A 16,603-nucleotide genomic window follows, 5' to 3' on the forward strand; every position below is an offset into this window, starting at 1 on the left:
TGATTTCAGGCGTTCGCGCAGGGCTTCCGCCCCCGAGCGCTGCGTCTCGGGCGCCCATCGCACCTCTCGTTTCGTCTTTTCGCTCCTCGATGCTCCAGCACGGCGTTCGCGCGTCGCGGAAAATGTTGCGCGCGTCGGTCACGCCGCTATTATGCGAACGAACGTTCGCTCGCTTTCTTTGGCGGGCCGCCGGGGAGCCGCCATGAACGAGCTGTCGCCGATCCGCGATCCGCGCGCGAACCGCGCCGAGGAGCAGCGCCGCCGCATCCTCGACGCGGCGATCCGGTGCTTCGCCCGCGGAGGCTTCCACGCCACCGGCATGCAGGCGGTCTGCGCCGAAGCCGGCATGAGCCCGGGGGCGCTCTACCGATACTTTCCCTCCAAGGAAGCCATCATCGAGGCGATCGTCGAACGCGACCGCGCCGACATTCCCGCCCAGCTTGAGCCGCTGCTCCACGCCGAGAACGTCGTGGACGCGCTGATCGCCTCTGCGCGCGCGTTCCTCGTGGGCAATCTCAGGCCCGAGAGCCTGCCGATGTTCCTCGAACTCTCGGCCGAGGCCGCGCGCAACGAGGCGGTGCGGGGCATCGTCATGCGTTGCGACGAGGAGGTGGGCGACATCGTCGCGCGCGCCGTCCAGCGCGGCATGGCGATGGGCCAGATCGATCCGACGCTCGACGCCCGCGAGGCGACGCGTTTCCTCATGGCGCTGACCGACGGCGTGCTGACGCGTCTGCTGCTGGAGCCCGCGGCCGAGCTCGAAGGGCTGATGCCGATGTATGAGCGCTCGGTGCGGCGCTTCCTTGCGCCCGAGCCTGCTCCGGCCGCGGAGGCCGCGCGATGAGCGAGCCTCTGAAGCTCAAGGCCCGCAAGCGTCGCTGGCCGCTCGCGGTGGTCGCCGTCGCGGCGCTCGGCGGCGCGGCTTACGCGTTCCAGAACGAGCTCGGCGCTCTGGTCGGCGACCTCAAGACGGGCAGCGCCGAGGCCGCGGTGACGGCCGAGCCCCCGAAGCCGCCTTCGATCACGGTCGCGACCGCCGAGCGGCGCGAGATCGCCCAAACGCTCGTCACCACCGGCACGCTGGTGGCGCGCGACGAGATCCTGGTCGGTCCGCAGATCGACGGGGTGAGGCTCGAGGAATGGCTGGTCGAGGTCGGCGATCGCGTGACCCAGGGCCAGGTGCTCGCCCGGCTCGACCGCGACATGCTGGAGACTCAGGCGCTCCAGAACCGCTCCAACGTCGCCCGCGCCGAGGCCGCGATGGCGCAGGGCGAGGCGGCGATCGCGGAGGCCGAGGCGGCGGTGGTGGAGGCGGACGCGGCGCTCAGGCGCGCCGAGACGCTGAAGAAGACCGGCAACGCCACCGAGGAGCTCCTGGTCTCCCGCCAGGCCGCGAGCCGGATCGCGGCGGCGCGCGTCGAGGCGCAGAAGCAGAACCTCCGCGCCGCGGCTTCCGACAAGGCGCTCGCCGAGGCGCAGGGGCGCGAGATCGCGCTGCGGCTCGCGCGCACCGAGGTGAAGGCGCCGGCCGCGGGCGTGGTGGCGAGCCGCGCCGCGCAGGTCGGCCAGATGGTCGGCATGGCCAACGCGCCGCTGTTCAAGCTGGTGCGCGACGGCGCGATCGAGCTCGAGGCCGAGGCCACCGAAACCCGTCTGCACTCGGTCGAGCCCGGCCAGAAGGCGCGGGTCGAGGTGGCGGGGATCCCCGAGCCGGTCGATGGCGTCGTTCGCCTCGTCGAGCCGACGGTCGACCGCGCGAGCCGGCTCGGCAAGGTCCGGGTCTCGCTTCCGGCCGACAAGGGGCTGCGCCCCGGCCTCTTCGCGCGCGGCCGCATCGAGACGGCGCGGCGCGTCGGCGTGGTGGCGCCGCAGTCGGCGCTGCTGTTCGGCGCCGAGGGCGTCCGGCTGCAGGTCGTCAAGGACGGCGTGGTGCGCGACCGCTTCGTGAAGCTCGGCCTCTCCGACACGACCGGCGTCGAGATCCTCGAGGGCCTCTCCGAGGGCGAGCGGGTGGTCGAGCGCGCCGGCGGGTTCCTGCGCGACGGCGACCGCATCACGCCGGTGGAGGCCGGCAAGCCCGTCGCGTCCACGGGGCAGGGGGCCGGCTGATGGCGCTCAACGTCTCCGCCTGGGCGATCCGAAAGCCCATCCCCTCGCTCGTGCTGTTCGTGGTGCTGGTCGCGATCGGCGCGGCGTCGTTCATGACGCTGCCCGTCACCCGCATGCCCAACATCGACCTGCCGCTCGTCTCCGTCACGATCATGCAGGACGGCGCGGCGCCGAGCGAACTCGAGCTTCAGGTGACCAAGCGCGTCGAGACCTCGGTGGCGGGGCTCTCGGGCGTCAAGCACATCACCTCGACGGTCAATGACGGAGTCTCGGTCACGGTGATCGAGTTCCAGCTCGAGACCTCGGTCGACCGAGCGGTCAACGACGTGCGCGACGCCGTCACCAAGATCCGCACCGAGCTGCCGCAGTCGATCGAGGAGCCGCTGATCCAGCGCATCGACATCGAGGGAATGCCGATCTCGACCTATGCGGCGTCTGCGCCCGCGATGACGCCCGAGGAGCTCTCCTGGTTCATCGACGACCGGGTGATCCGCCAGCTGCAGTCGGTGCGCGGCGTCGCGCAGGTGAAGCGCGAGGGCGGCGTCGACCGCGAGGTGCGCGTCTCGCTCGATCCGGCGCGCCTGCAGGCGCTCGGGATCACGGCCGCGGAGGTCAACGCGCAGCTCCGCGCCACCAACGTCGATCTCGCGGGCGGGCGAGGCGAGGTCGGCACGCAGGAGCAGTCGGTCCGCACGCTTGCGGGCGCGCTCAGCGTCGAGAAGCTCGCCCAAACCCGCATTGTGCTGCCGGGCGGGCGCCAGGCGCCGCTCTCCGAGCTCGGCTCGGTGCGCGACGGTTCGGCCGAGCCGCGCATCTCCGCCCGGCTCGACGGCAAGCCGATCGTCGCCTTCGGGGTCTATCGCGCCAAGGGATTTTCCGACGTCGTCGTCGCGGCGGCGGTCGAGGAGAAGCTCGCCGAACTCCAGCAGGCCCGCCCCGACGTCCAGATCTCGCGCATCGACACCACGGTCCGCTACACCGAGGGCGACTACCGCTCGGCCATGCACACGCTGCTCGAGGGCGCGGCGCTCGCGGTCGTGGTCGTGTTCCTGTTTCTGCGGGACTGGCGCGCGACGCTGATCACGGCGCTCGCCATTCCGCTCTCGATCCTGCCGACCTTCTGGGTCATGAGCGCGCTCGGCTTCTCGCTGAACGCGGTCAGCCTGCTCGCCATCACGCTCGTGACCGGCATTCTGGTCGACGACGCCATCGTCGAGATCGAAAACATCGTTCGCCACATGCGGATGGGGAAGTCGCCCTATCGCGCGGCGATCGAGGCTGCGGACGAGATCGGGCTCGCGGTGGTGGCCACCACCGCCACCATCGTCGCGGTGTTCATGCCGGTGTCCTTCATGGGCGGCATCGCGGGTCAGTATTTCAAGCAGTTCGGCATCACGGTGGCGGTGGCGGTGGCGTTCTCGCTGTTGGTGGCGCGCCTCATCACGCCTTTGCTGGCCGCCTATTTCCTGCGCGACCACGGCGCGCATGAGGAGCGTGACGGCTGGGTGATGCGCGGCTACACCGCGATGCTGCGCTGGTGCGTGCGCTGGCGCTTCGTCACCGTCCTCGCGGGCTTCGCGATCTTCGCCGGCTCGATCGTGATGGCGGGCTATCTGCCGTCCGGCTTCCTGCCCGAGAACGACACCTCGCGTTCGATTCTGAAGTTCGAGCTTCCGCCCGGCGCCAGGCTCGAGCAGTCGGACGGCGTCGCGAACCGCATCACGGCGATGCTCAAGAGCCGGCCCGAGGTCCTGTCTGTCTACGCCACCGCGGGCTCGGACATGAACGGCGGCCAGTCGACCACGGGCGAGGTGCGCAAGGGCGTCGTCATCGTGAACCTCAAGCCCAAGCGCGAGCGAAACCTCACCCAGAAGCAGTTCGAGGCCGAGATGCGGCGCCAGCTGGCGAGCATCCCGGACCTGCGCACCAATTTCGGCAACGAGGGCGGCCAGCGCGAATTCGCGATGATCGTCTCCGGCCAGGACGGCGAGGCGGTGGAGAAGGCCGCGGTCGCGATCGAACAGGCGGTGCGCCAGAAGGTGCCGGGCCTCCTCAACGTGATCTCGACCGCGGCGATCGACCGGCCCGAGATCCGCATCGAGCCGAAGCTCGACGAGGCGGCAGAGCTCGGCGTGTCGGTGTTCGACATCGCCGAGACGGTGCGCATCGCCACCATCGGCGACGTGACCCAGAACCTCGCCAAGTTCTCGGCCGGCGACCGGCAGGTCGACATCCGCGTGCAGCTCGACCAGACGGCGCGCGCCGACCTCGCCACCTTCGAGAACCTGCGGGTGCGCCGCGGGGCGGGCGAGAGCGTGCCGCTGACCGCCGTGGCGGACGTGCGCTTCGGGCAGGGCCCGACCGCGCTCGACCGCTACGACCGCGACCGCCGCGTCGCGATCGAGGGCGACCTTGCGCCCGGCGTGCCGCTCGGCGAGGCGCTCGACGCCGTGAAGGCGCTGCCGGAGGCCAAGAACCTGCCGGCGGGCGTGACGCTGAAGGAGTTCGGCGACGTCGAGATCATGCGCGAGGTGTTCCAGGGCTTCGCCATCGCCATGGCGGCCGGCGTGCTGCTGGTCTTCGCCGTGCTGGTGCTGCTGTTCGCCGACGTCGCGCAGCCGGTGACGATCCTGCTCTCGCTGCCGCTGTCGATCGGCGGCGCGCTGGTGGCGCTGTGGTTCGCCAATGAAAGCGTCTCGATGCCGGTGGTCATCGGCTTCCTGATGCTGATGGGCATCGTGACCAAGAACGCGATCCTGCTCGTCGATTTCGCCATCGAGGAGGTGGCGCGCGGCGTCGAGCGCACGACCGCGCTGATCGAGGCCGGCCGCAAGCGCGCTCAGCCGATCGTGATGACGACGGTCGCCATGACCGCCGGCATGGTGCCCTCCGCGCTCGCGCTCGGCGAGGGCGGATCGTTCCGCGCGCCGATGGCGATCGCGGTGATCGGCGGCCTGATCGCCTCGACGGTGCTGAGCCTCGTCTTCGTGCCGGCCGCCTACACGATCCTCGACGACGTGCGGAAGATCTTCAGCTGGATGTTCGGACGCTTCGTCGGCGAGACCGACGAGCCCGAGGAGCCGCCGCTCCCGCTGCCGGCTCCGCCGCAGAGGCTGAGGGCGGCGGAGTAAGAGGGACGGCCCGTCCTCCGGGATGCGGCCGGACCCACATCCCGTCATCCCGGCCGAAGAGCCGGGATCCAGAACCGAGGGCCTTTCCAAATTTTGCGACAGCGTCGGTTCTGGATCCCGGGTCAAGCCCGGGATGACGGTTTGCGTGTCCCGTGCGTACTGTCAGTCGTCTCGGCCCGCTCGTCCTGAAGCGCCCGACCCTCCGCCGTCATCCCGGCCGAAGAGCCGGGATCCAGAACCGAGGGCATTGGCCGATCATCCGCATCGGCGTCGGTTCTGGATCCCGGGTCAGGCCCGGGATGACGGTTTGCGTGTCCCGCGCGTACTGTCGGTGGTTTCGGCCCGCTCGTCTGAAGCGCCCGACCCTCCGCGGTCATCCCGGCCGAAGAGCCGGGATCCAGAACCGACGGCCTTTCCAAATTTGGCGGCGGCGTCGGTTCTGGATCCCGGGTCAGGCCCGGGATGACGGTTTGCGTGTCCCGCGCGTACTGTCAGTCGTCTCAGCCCGCTCGCCCTGAAGCGCCGGACCCACCGCCCGTCATCCCGGCCGAAGAGCCGGGATCCAGAACCGAGGGCATTGGCCGATCATTCGCATTGGCGTCGGTTCTGGATCCCGGGTCAAGCCCGGGATGACGGTCTATGTGTCCCGCGCATGCTGTCGGTGGTCTCGCGGGCGTCCGCGGCCTTAGCCCTTCGCGGTCCGTCGCGCCTCGTGCGCCTGCATGTGCGCATAGGCGACGGCGAGCATCGGGGCAGCGATCCCTTGGCTCCGGGCCCTCGCCAGCATGTCGCCGAGGATGTGGTCGTGCTCGGTGCGTCCGCCGCCTTCGAGGTCGCGCAGCATCGAGGCCGTGCCCGACGAGCCGCGCGTGGTCATCAGCGTCCGCGCTTCGGCGAGCGCCGCCTCGCTCGGCGCAAATCCTTCGGCCGCGGCGACCGCGGCGCATTCGGCCAGGAAGGCGTTGGCGATCGCTTCGCCGTCGTCGGCCGTCATGATCGCGCCGACGGGCGCGCGCATCAGGCAGGTGAGGCCGGCGTAAGCCGCGAGCAGCGTGTATTTCTCCCACATCGCCTGCTCGATGTTTTCGGACAGGATCGCCTCGAAGCCGCCGCGCCGGATGTCCTGAAACAGCGTCTCGCACACGGGCTTCTGCGCGTCCGAGCGCGCGCCGAAGGTGAAGCGCTGCAGCGCGCCGAGATGTCGGACGGCGCCATCGGGATCGAGCGTCACCGGGATGTGGGCGAGCCCGCCCAGAATGCGCTCCGCGCCGAAACGCTCGTCGAGCGCGGCGTAGTGGCGGGCGCCGTTCAAGAGCGGCATCACGAAAGAGCTTGGCCCGACCGCCGGGGCGACGGCGTCGACCGCGCTGTCGAGGTCGTAGGCCTTGCAGGACAGCAGCACGACGTCGAAGGGCTCGGTCGCTCGGGTGATCGTCTTCACGGCGAGCGTGACGTCGCCCTTCGGGCTGACGACCCTCAGGCCTCCGGCCGCAAGTTTCTCCGCGCGGGCGGGCCGCACGAGGAACGTCACGTCGACGCCCGCCGCCGCGAGCCGCGCCCCGAAGTATCCGCCGATTCCGCCGGCGCCGAGCATAAGCAGTCGCATCGATCAAAAGATCCTTCGTTTGCGGGTCCGCAGCACATACCTGCGCGCCCCGCCGCGCATTCAAGGTGTCGTCCTGTCGGCCGGGCTTTGCGCTCGCGCAAGGCTTCGTGTCTGGAACGGCTCCAAATGGCGCGTTAGCATCCGCAGCATCCGAAGCCGCACCTGATGAGGGCGGCTTGCGCCTTGGCCGATGGGCCTGAGGGAGACGACATGATCAAGCTCAACATCAACGGCGTCGACCGTGACGTCGACGTGCCCGAAGACACGCCGCTTCTGTGGGTTCTCCGCGACGAGCTCGGACTGACCGGCACCAAGTTCGGCTGCGGCGTCGCGCAGTGCGGCGCCTGCACCATCCATCTCGACGGCTCGCCGATGCGGGCCTGCCAGACGCCGGTCGGCGACGTGGCGGACTCGAAGGTCGTGACCATCGAGGGCCTCGTGGCGGAGAACGCGTCGAAGGAAGGCAAGGCCGTGCAGGCCGCCTGGCGCGCGCTCGACGTCGTGCAGTGCGGCTATTGCCAGTCCGGCCAGATGATGTCGGCGGCGGCGCTGCTGACCTCCAACAAGAAGCCGAACGACAAGGACATCGACGCGGCGATGAACGGCAATGTCTGCCGCTGCGCCACCTATCAGCGCATCCGCGCCGCGATCCATGACGCCGCCAAGCGGCTGGAGGCGTGATCCCATGACCATCCAAGAACGCATTTCGGGCGGACAGCCCGTCTCCACCAGCCGCCGCGGCTTCCTCGCGATCGCGGGCGGCGCCGGCGTCGGCCTCATGATCGGCTTCAAGGCCGGTCCGGCCGAGGCTGCGACCGAAGCCGCCAAGGGCGCGGCGCTCGAGTTCAACCCGTTCGTGAAGGTCTCGCCGAACGGCGCCATCACCGTCGTGGTGAAGCATCTCGACATGGGGCAGGGGCCGACCACGGGCCTCGCGACCCTCATCGCCGAGGAGATGGACGCCGACTGGAGCCAGATGCGCACCGAGTTCGCGCCGGCGAACGCCAACCTCTACGCCAACCTCGCCTTCAAGGCGCAGGGCACCGGCGGCTCGACCGCCATGGCGAATTCCTGGGAGCAGTACCGCACGGCCGGCGCCACGGCGCGCGCGATGCTCGTGAAGGCGGCCGCCGACAAATGGCAGGTCGCTCAAGGCGAGATCGTCGTCGACAAGGGCGTGCTCACCCACCCGTCGGGCAAGAAGGGGACGTACGGCGAGTTCGCCGAGGCGGCCTCCAAGCTGCCCGCGCCGGTCGGCTCGGCCCAGCAGACGCCGTTCAAGGATCCGTCGAAGTTCAAGCTCATCGGCAAGGAGGGGCTGCACCGGATCGACAACGACTCCAAGACCGACGGCACGGCGATCTACACGCAGGACGTGAAGCTCCCGAACATGCTGGTCGCGGTCGTGGCCCATCCGCCGAAGTTCGGCGGGAAGGTGAAGTCGTTCGACGACGCTGAAGCCAAGAAGGTCAAGGGCGTCGAGAAAATCGTGCAGATCCCGCAGGGCGTCGCGGTGCTCGCCAAGAGCACCTGGGCGGCGATCTCGGGCCGCAACGCGCTGAAAGTGGAGTGGGACGACGCCGGGGCCGAGAGCCGCGGCTCGGAGGACTTCCTCGCCATGGCCAGGGACGCGGTGTCGAAGCCCGGAACGGCGACCGCCAAGAAGACCGGCGACGTCGACAAGGGCTTTGAGGGCGCGGCCAAGGTTATCGAGGCCGAGTTCACCTTCCCCTATCTGGCGCACGCTCCGATGGAGCCGCTGAACTGCGTCGTCGACCTCAAGAAGGACTCCGCGCACCTGATCTACGGCGCGCAGTTCCAGTCGATCGACCAGCCGACGGTCGCGGCCATCACGGGCCTGAAGCCCGAGCAGGTCACGATCGAGACGGTGTGGGCCGGCGGCTCGTTCGGCCGCCGCGCGGTGCCGACCGCGGACTACGTCGCCGAGGCCGTGATGATCGCCAAGGCGATCGAGGGCTCGAATCCCGTCAAGCTGGTCTGGACCCGCGAGGACGACACCAAGGGCGGCTACTACCGGCCGTTCTACGCCCACAAGGTCAAGGCCGCGCTCGACAAGGACGGGATGCCGGTCGCCTGGCTCCATCGCATCGCCGGCCAGTCGATCTTCGCCGGCACGGCGCTCGAGGCCATGGCGGTGAAGGACGGGGTCGACGAGACCTCCGTGGAGGGCGTCTCCAACCTCGCTTACGCGGTGCCGAGCCTGCAGGTCGAGCTCACGACGCTCAAAGTCGGCGTGCCGGTGCTGTGGTGGCGGTCGGTCGGCCACACCCACACCGCCCATGTCGTCGAGACCATGATCGACGAGCTTGCGCACGCCGCCGGCAAGGACCCGGTCGAGTACCGGATGGCGCTGCTCAAGGATAAGCCGCGCCACCTTGCGGCGCTCAAGCTCGCGGCCGAGAAGGCGGGTTGGGGCGAGAAGCTGGCTAAAGGCCGCGGCCGCGGCGTCGCGGTGCACGAGAGCTTCAACTCGGTGGTGGCCCAGGTGGTGGACATCACCATCAAGCCGGACGGCGGCGTGAAGGTCGACCGCGTGGTGGCGGCGGCCGAAGTCGGCACGGTCATCAACCCGGACGTCGTGCGCGCCCAGGTCGAGGGCGGCGTCGGCTTCGGGCTGGGGGCGGCGCTGCGCAACGCCATCACGCTCAAAGGCGGAGAGGTGCAGCAGGGCAACTTCGACACCTACAAGCCGCTGCGCATCTCCGACATGCCTCACGTGGAGGTCTACACGGTGCCCTCGACCGCGAACCCGACGGGCATCGGCGAGCCGGGCGTGCCCCCGATCGCGCCGGCGCTCGCCAACGCGATCTTCGCCGCGACGGGCAAGCGCATTCGCGATCTGCCGCTCGGCGAGCAGAAGTTCCAGAGCGTCTGAAGGCGCTTTCCGGAGACGAACGAAAAGGCCCCGCGGGTTCGCCCGCGGGGCCTTTTTCTTGGGGCGACGGTCGCCTCCCACATCCTCAGTCGTCATGCCCCGGCTTGTCCGGGGCATCCACCGATCGTGCCGGAGCGCGGCGCTGCGGAACCGTGGATGCCCCGGACAAGCCGGGGCATGACGAGTCTTATCCTGATGAGATGGAGTTGCTCCGGCGGAGGCGAACTGCGTGCTTCGAGACGCCGTGTTGCACACGACTCCTCAGCATGAGGACGGTTTGTGCGACCCTCAACGAACCTCATGCTGAGGAGCCGTCCAAAGGACGGCGTCTCGAAGCACGCAGTTCGACTGAGCAAGCCTCAGCTCTCTTCGGCCTTCGCCTCGGCCGCGTCGATCGTCTTGAGGCTCTGCGGGTTCGGCATCGAGATGATGTTGTAGCCGGAATCCACGAAGTGGATCTCGCCGGTCACGCCCGCCGACAGCGGCGACAGCAGGTAGAGCGCGGCCCCGCCGACGTCCTCGATGGTGACGGCGCGCCGCATCGGCGAATGGCGGCGCTGGAAGTCGTACATCAGCCGCGCGTCGGTGATGCCGGCGCCCGCGAGCGTCCGCACCGGACCCGCCGAGATCGCGTTGACGCGAATGCCCTGCGGCCCGAAGTCGGCTGCGAGATAGCGCACGCTCGCCTCGAGCGCGGCCTTGGCGACGCCCATGACGTTGTAGTTCGGCATGACGCGGGTCGCGCCGCCATAGGTCAGCGTCAGCATCGCGCCGCCCGCCGGCATCATCTCGGCGGCGCGCTTGGCGAGCTCGGTGAAGCTGAAGGCCGAGATCACCATGGTGCGGGAGAAGTTCTCGCGGGTCGTGTCGGCGTAGCGGCCCTTGAGCTCGTTCTTGTTCGAGAAGCCCACGCTGTGGATCAGGATGTCGATCCCGCCCCAGCGCTCCTTCAGCGCCGCGAACACCGCGTCCACGGAGGCGAGATCCTCGACGTCGCAGGGCAGCACGATGTCGGAGCCGAGGCTCTCGGCGAGCGGACGCACGCGCTTGCCCAGCGCCTCGACCTGATAGGTGAAGGCGAGCTCGCAGCCGGCTTCGCTGAGCGCCTTGGCGCAGCCCCAGGCGATCGAGTGGTCGTTGGCGACGCCCATGACGAGGGCGCGCTTGCCCTTGAGAAGTCCGGCGACCATGGGGTCACTCCTGTTGGTCAGCCGTCATCCCGGCCGAAGCGAAGCGCAGAGCCGGGATCGTGTTCCGGATCAGGCGCCTCTTTCCGATGACGATCCCGGATCGGCCTGACGGCCGTCCGGGATGACGTGTCGGGGTCAAACGCGTTCGAACACCAGCGTGGCGTTGGTGCCGCCGAAGCCGAACGAGTTCGACATCACGGCGTCGAGGCTGACATTGTCCTTGCGCTCGCGCAGGATCGGCATGTCGGCGAATTCGGGGTCGAGCTCCTCGATGTTGGCGCTCTCGGCCATGAAGCCGTTCTGCATCATCAGCAGCGAGTAGATCGCTTCCTGCACGCCCGCGGCGCCCAGCGAATGGCCGGTGAGCGACTTGGTGCCGGAGATCGGCGGGCACTTGTCGCCGAACACCGCGCGGAGAGCCTCGACCTCCTTGAGGTCGCCGACCGGGGTCGAGGTCGCGTGCGGATTGACGTAGGCGATCGGCTCGCGGGCGGTCTTCATCGCCATCTTCATGCAGCGCACCGCGCCCTCGCCGGACGGGGCCACCATGTCGTAGCCGTCCGAGGTCGCGCCGTAGCCGGTGAGCTCGGCGTAGATCTTGGCGCCGCGGGCCTTGGCGCGCTCATATTCCTCGAGCACCAGCACGCCCGCGCCGCCGGCGATGACGAAGCCGTCGCGGTTCTTGTCATAGGCGCGCGAGGCGACCGCCGGACGGTCGTTGTACTTGGTCGACATGGCGCCCATGGCGTCGAAGAGGTTGGACAGCGTCCAGTCCAGCTCCTCGCAGCCGCCGGCGAACATCACGTCCTGCTTGCCCCACTGGATCATCTCGGCGGCGTTGCCGATGCAATGGCTCGAGGTCGCGCAGGCCGACGAAATCGAATAGTTCGCGCCCTTGATCTTGAACCAGGTGGCGAGCGTCGCCGAGGCCGTCGAGGACATCGCCTTCGGCACCGCGAACGGGCCAATGCGCTTCGGGCCGCCTTTTTCGCGGGTGATGTCCGCGGCTTCGACGACCACGCGGGTCGAGGGGCCGCCGGACCCCATCACGATGCCGGTCATCTCGTTGGAGATGTCGCTCTCTTCGAGGCCCGAGTCGCGGATCGCCTGATCCATCGCGACATGGTTCCAGCCCGTGCCGCCGCCGTGGAAGCGCATGGCGCGGCGGTCGACGATCTCCGAAGCTTCGAGCGAGGGCGCGCCCTGAACCTGGCACTTGAAGCCATGGGCGGCGAACTGTTCGGCATGGGTGATGCCGGATTTGGCCTCGCGCAGGGAGGCGAGCACCTCCTGGGTCGAGTTCCCGATGGACGACACGATGCCCATGCCGGTGACGACGACGCGTCTCACGTGGATTGCCTCCCTTCGGCGGCCGGCGCTCGTCCTTTCAAGGCGGCGCCTGGTCCGTCCGATCGTTGACTTTAAGCCGGGGCGGAGCCGGCCTTGAACAGCCCGACCTTCAGGTCGCTCGCCCGATAGATGGTCTCGCCGTCGGCTTCCAGCCAGCCGTCCGCGATGCCTAGAACGAGGCGCCCGCGCAGCACGCGCTTGAAATCGACGCCGTAGACCACCTTCTTCACGGTCGGAAGCACCTGGCCGGTGAACTTGATCTCGCCCGTGCCGAGCGCGCGGCCGCGGCCTTCCGCGCCGAGCCAGCCGAGGAAGAAGCCGGTCATCTGCCACAGCGCGTCGAGGCCGAGGCAGCCCGGCATCACGGGGTCACCCTTGAAGTGGCAGTCGAAGAACCAGAGGTCCGGCTTCACGTCGAGCTCGGCGCGCACGAAGCCCTTGCCGTGCGGGCCGCCGGTCTCGGAAATCTCGGAGATGCGGTCGAACATCAGCATGGGCGGCAGCGGAAGCTGCGCGTTCCCTGCGCCGAACAGCTCGCCCCGCCCGCAGGCGAGCAGGTCCTCATAGTCGAAGCTCGACTGCCGGTCAGTCATGTCGGCCTTTCATCTTTCCGTCGCAGGCGGGCGCGTATCCCAAGGAGCCGCAGCGGGCCTAAGGGGGTCTTGCGCCGGCGCCTCCCTAGCACACAAGCGCGAGCGCCGGGAAGGCCGCTCGGCAAGGCGCGGCCGCGCCGCGCCTTGCCGAGCGCGAAACCCGCTTTGTCCCCCGGGCGCGCGGCGTTTCGTCCGCCGGCTTCCCGGCTGAGTTGCTCGTGGCGCCGCAAAAATGTATTCTACAGGCGATTAAGCGGAGCCGGCGCGGCGACTGTCGCAAAAGCTCCAAGCGCCTGAGATGATTGGGCGTTTCTTTGTAACTGTTCCAGAAAGACGAAGAGATTCCGACGATGGCCGAAACGACGACCACCGCCGCGACCGCCGGGGCTGAAAGGCCGCTCGACTGCGGCTTGCGCCCTTCGCTCTGCGTCGCCCGCGACGTCGGCGCGATGCTTCGCGACTCGGGGCTGCGCCCCACCCGTCAGCGCATCGCGCTCGGCCGGCTGCTCTACGCCAAGGGCGACCGCCACGTGACCGCTGAAATCCTGCACGAGGAGGCGATGCGCGCCCGCGTGCCGGTCTCGCTCGCGACCGTCTATAACACGCTGCACCAGTTCACCGAGGTCGGGCTGCTGCGCGAGCTCGCGATCGACGGCTCGAAGACCTGGTTCGACACCAACGTCACCGAGCATCACCATTTCCTGGTCGAGGACGACAACCGCCTGCTCGACATTCCGGGCGCGGCCGTCGCCGTCACCGCGATCCCCGAGATTCCGGAAGGGATGGAGGTCGCCCGCGTCGACGTCGTGGTGCGCCTGCGCCGAAAGACGGCGCTCTCCTGATCCGATCTTCGGTTTCAGCCTGATTTCGAAAGGCCGCCGTGGACGACACGGCGGCCTTTTTCGTTGGAATGACGCGCTGGCCCTGACGCGCGCGAACCTCCGCCCGTCATCCCGGCCGAAGAGCCGGGATCCAGAACCGACGCCGTCGCCAGGCGGGATACGTCGTTTCGGTTCTGGATCCCGGGTCAGGCCCGGATGACGGGAGTGGTTCTGGCGGGCGGATGGGGCGGCCCATCGATACCCCCGGCGCGCCATCCCACACCGGCGGGCATCCGTTTCCTTCGCGAAATCCATCACGAGAATGCGCTGGTTTCGATCGCCCGCCGGAGGCACGCTCGCGGGCGACGCCACCTGCACAGGGCCTCGCCGATGAGCTTCGCCGATCTTCCCGCCGACCTGCCGCGCCCCGTCGACGACGGCGGCTGCGACCACCTGCCCGGAACGACCGTTCCTAAGACGGCGCTGGCCTCGACGGCCGGCCGGCGCGTCGATCTCTCGGCGCTGCCGGCGGGCCGCGCGGTGCTCTATTGCTATCCGGCCACGGGCGTGCCGGGCGAACCTCTGCCCGACGGCTGGGACGCCATTCCCGGCGCGCGCGGCTGCACGCCGCAGACCTGCTCGTTTCGCGACCACCACGCCGAGCTCAAGGCGCTGGGCGCCTCCGTGTTCGGCCTCTCGACTCAGTCGCCCGCGATCCAGAAGGAGCTGTCGGAGCGGCTTCACCTGCCGTTCGAGGTGCTGAGCGACGAGGATCTCGACTTCACGAACGCGCTGGGCCTGCCGACCTTCGAGGTCGAAGGCCGCACGCTGACGAAGCGCGTGACGCTGATTCTCAAGGACGGGGTCGTGGAGGCCGCGCTCTATCCGGTGTTCCCGCCCAACGAGAGCGCGGCGCAGACGCTCGAATGGCTGAAGGCCAACGGCTGAGACAAGGGCGGGTTTTGGTCACGCGAAGCTGAGCCGTCATCCCGGCCGAGGAGCCGGGATCCAGAAACGCCGACCGCGCTCAGTTCTCGTCTCGCCCGTGGTTCTGGATCCCGGCTCAAGGCCGGGATGACCCGTTGCGTTTCCGCCGCGCCATTTCGCGCGCGATCCGGCTCGAGCGTCGGCCGTCCGGGATGACGGCCCGCGTCCTCAGTCGAAGCGCTCGCCCGGATAGACGCCCCAGAGGCGCTCCTGCTCGATGAAGCCGTCGAAGCCGTCGCCCTCGACGCGGCACCACTGGCCGTCGCAGCGGCGCACCTCGACCAGCACCTTGGGCTCGAGCCGCGCGGAGGTGCGCTCGGCGGCGGACGCCTTCACGCGGATCGGCAGCGCGGCCTCCTTGGCCCAGGGCGCGACGAGGCCGGTGCGCCGGCCCGAGAGCAGCGAGTGCCACACCCAGCCTTCCGAGCCTTCCGAGTCGCGGATGCGGCGCCAGTTGTCGTATTCGGCGGTGATCTCCACCGGCTCGCCGGCGCGGCGATACACATAGGCGACCGGATAATCCTTGGTCGGCCCGAGCCGAACGTAGACCTTGCCGGCCTTCAGGCTGACGTAGCGCGGCACCGGCAGGCCCGAGACCGGACCGATCATCACGCCGGCCTCGCCCTCCTTGGCGGCCTGCGCGTTCGCGGCCTCAGGCGCGACGAGAACCGCGGCGAGCGCGAGCCCCACGACGCCGAGCGCGAGGCGGGACAGAATGCTAGTGGTCATCGCGCCTTCGAGGCTCCATCTTTCGTCGCCGTATTGCGTTCCGCCTCTCGTCTGCTAGAGACGGCCCGGACCCGTTCGGCGGCTCGGCCGAAGGATCTTCGCGTGAGCATCTCTCTTGCGCGTTGACGAGGGATTAACCGTAACCGCCGGCTCGCCTGAAAAAGAGGTCGCAAGGCTCATGAAAAAGCGCCCGCTTGTCGTCGTGACGCGCCGTCTCCCGGACGTGATCGAGACGCGCATGCGCGAGCTGTTCGACGCGCGGCTCAACCATGACGACGAACCCTTCACGGCCGAGCGGCTCGCCCAGGCGGTCGCCGAGGCCGACGTGCTCGTCCCCACGGTCACCGACCGCATCGACGCCGCGCTGCTGGCCAAGGCCGGCGAGAACCTCAAGCTGATCGCGAATTTCGGCAACGGCGTCGACAACATCGACGTCGAGACCGCGCTGAACCGCGGCGTCACGGTCACCAACACCCCCGGCGTCCTCACCGAGGACACCGCCGACATGACCATGGGGCTCATCCTCGCCGGCCCGCGCCGCATCGCCGAGGGCGCCCGCGTGGTGCCGGACGAGCACGAGTGGAACGGCTGGAGCCCGACCTGGATGCTCGGCCGCCGAATCTGGGGCAAGCGCCTCGGCATCGTCGGCATGGGCCGCATCGGTCAGGCGGTGGCGCGCCGCGCCAAGGCCTTCGGCCTGTCGATCCACTATCACAATCGAAAGAGGCTTCCGTCGACCGTCGAGGACCAGCTCGAGGCGACCTATTGGGAGAGCCTCGACCAGATGCTGGCCCGCATGGACATCGTATCGGTCAACTGCCCGCACACGCCCGCGACCTATCACCTGCTGTCCGCGCGCCGCCTGAAGCTCCTGAAGCGCGACGCCTATGTGGTGAACACCGCCCGCGGCGAAGTGGTGGACGAGGGCGCGCTCGCCCGCATGCTCGAGGCCGGGGAGCTCGCCGGCGCGGCGCTCGACGTGTTCGAGAACGAACCTGCGGTGAACCCCAAGCTTGTGCGGCTCGCCCGCCAGAACAAGGTGGTGCTGCTGCCGCATCTCGGCAGCGCGACCATCGAGGGCCGCGTCGACATGGGCGAAAAGGTCATCGTCAACATCAAGACCTTCATGGACGGCCACCGTCCGCCGGACCGCGTCCTGCCCTCTATGCTCTGAGGGCCTTGGCGGCCGGG

At 69.2% G+C, this 16,603-nt stretch carries 13 protein-coding genes; 8 read left to right on the top strand and 5 right to left on the bottom strand.

Features of this window, described 5'->3' with window-relative positions; genetic code table 11:
* The first annotated feature begins 202 nt into the window (after positions 1–202).
* Genes ACFOWB_RS10900 through ACFOWB_RS10910 form a run of 3 tightly spaced genes read left to right on the top strand, consistent with a single transcriptional unit; the run spans position 203 to position 5,240 of the window.
* A complete protein-coding gene (locus ACFOWB_RS10900) occupies positions 203–844 on the top strand; it encodes a TetR/AcrR family transcriptional regulator (protein ID WP_261404907.1) in 642 nt (213 codons plus the stop codon).
* Entirely contained in the window at positions 841–2,109 is a 1,269-nt protein-coding gene (locus ACFOWB_RS10905) for an efflux RND transporter periplasmic adaptor subunit (protein WP_261404906.1), read from the top strand. Before ACFOWB_RS10900 ends, ACFOWB_RS10905 begins: the two co-directional genes overlap by 4 nt.
* Complete coding sequence (locus tag ACFOWB_RS10910) at positions 2,109–5,240, top strand: efflux RND transporter permease subunit (protein ID WP_261404905.1); 3,132 nt, start codon at positions 2,109–2,111, stop codon at positions 5,238–5,240. The genes ACFOWB_RS10905 and ACFOWB_RS10910 overlap by 1 nt, the downstream gene beginning before the upstream one ends.
* Positions 5,241–5,925: 685 nt before the next feature.
* On the opposite strand, the gene panE is transcribed toward ACFOWB_RS10910, so the two are convergent.
* Positions 5,926–6,846, bottom strand: coding sequence for a 2-dehydropantoate 2-reductase (panE, locus tag ACFOWB_RS10915; RefSeq protein ID WP_261404904.1), 921 nt, complete (start codon positions 6,844–6,846; stop codon positions 5,926–5,928).
* Between the two features lie 210 nt (positions 6,847–7,056).
* Here panE and ACFOWB_RS10920 point away from each other — a divergent pair, with 210 nt between their 5' ends.
* Positions 7,057–7,527, top strand: a complete 471-nt coding sequence (locus ACFOWB_RS10920; protein ID WP_378147237.1) for a (2Fe-2S)-binding protein — start codon at positions 7,057–7,059, stop codon at positions 7,525–7,527.
* 4 nt (positions 7,528–7,531) lie between these two features.
* Positions 7,532–9,742: a xanthine dehydrogenase family protein molybdopterin-binding subunit gene (locus ACFOWB_RS10925; protein WP_261404902.1), complete on the top strand. Its 2,211-nt coding sequence runs from the start codon at positions 7,532–7,534 to the stop codon at positions 9,740–9,742.
* A gap of 359 nt (positions 9,743–10,101) precedes the next feature.
* On the opposite strand, the gene fabI is transcribed toward ACFOWB_RS10925, so the two are convergent.
* The 3 genes from fabI to fabA all read right to left on the bottom strand — a co-directional run bounded on the left by fabI (position 10,102) and on the right by fabA (position 12,875).
* Positions 10,102–10,932, bottom strand: coding sequence for an enoyl-ACP reductase FabI (fabI, locus tag ACFOWB_RS10930; protein WP_378147239.1), 831 nt, complete (start codon positions 10,930–10,932; stop codon positions 10,102–10,104).
* A gap of 135 nt (positions 10,933–11,067) precedes the next feature.
* Positions 11,068–12,282 (bottom strand): beta-ketoacyl-ACP synthase I, encoded by a 1,215-nt coding sequence (fabB, locus tag ACFOWB_RS10935; protein WP_261404901.1) that lies wholly within the window; start codon positions 12,280–12,282, stop codon positions 11,068–11,070.
* A gap of 71 nt (positions 12,283–12,353) precedes the next feature.
* A complete protein-coding gene (fabA, locus tag ACFOWB_RS10940) occupies positions 12,354–12,875 on the bottom strand; it encodes a 3-hydroxyacyl-[acyl-carrier-protein] dehydratase FabA (protein WP_261404900.1) in 522 nt (173 codons plus the stop codon).
* Between the two features lie 350 nt (positions 12,876–13,225).
* Between fabA and irr the strand changes: the two genes are divergently transcribed.
* Both irr and ACFOWB_RS10950 read left to right on the top strand, forming a co-directional pair.
* Positions 13,226–13,717: a Fur family transcriptional regulator Irr gene (gene irr, locus ACFOWB_RS10945; protein ID WP_315855169.1), complete on the top strand. Its 492-nt coding sequence runs from the start codon at positions 13,226–13,228 to the stop codon at positions 13,715–13,717.
* A gap of 369 nt (positions 13,718–14,086) precedes the next feature.
* A complete protein-coding gene (locus ACFOWB_RS10950; RefSeq protein WP_261404899.1) occupies positions 14,087–14,644 on the top strand; it encodes a peroxiredoxin in 558 nt (185 codons plus the stop codon).
* Between the two features lie 207 nt (positions 14,645–14,851).
* On the opposite strand, the gene ACFOWB_RS10955 is transcribed toward ACFOWB_RS10950, so the two are convergent.
* On the bottom strand, positions 14,852–15,412 hold the full coding sequence (locus tag ACFOWB_RS10955; protein WP_261404898.1) for an SH3 domain-containing protein: 561 nt from the start codon (positions 15,410–15,412) through the stop codon (positions 14,852–14,854).
* Between the two features lie 178 nt (positions 15,413–15,590).
* Between ACFOWB_RS10955 and ACFOWB_RS10960 the strand changes: the two genes are divergently transcribed.
* Complete coding sequence (locus ACFOWB_RS10960; RefSeq protein WP_378147244.1) at positions 15,591–16,586, top strand: 2-hydroxyacid dehydrogenase; 996 nt, start codon at positions 15,591–15,593, stop codon at positions 16,584–16,586.
* Positions 16,587–16,603 lie beyond the last annotated feature (17 nt).

The sequence above is a fragment of the Chenggangzhangella methanolivorans genome, from assembly GCF_042648545.1.
Taxonomy (GTDB): domain Bacteria; phylum Pseudomonadota; class Alphaproteobacteria; order Rhizobiales; family Methylopilaceae; genus Methylopila; species Methylopila methanolivorans.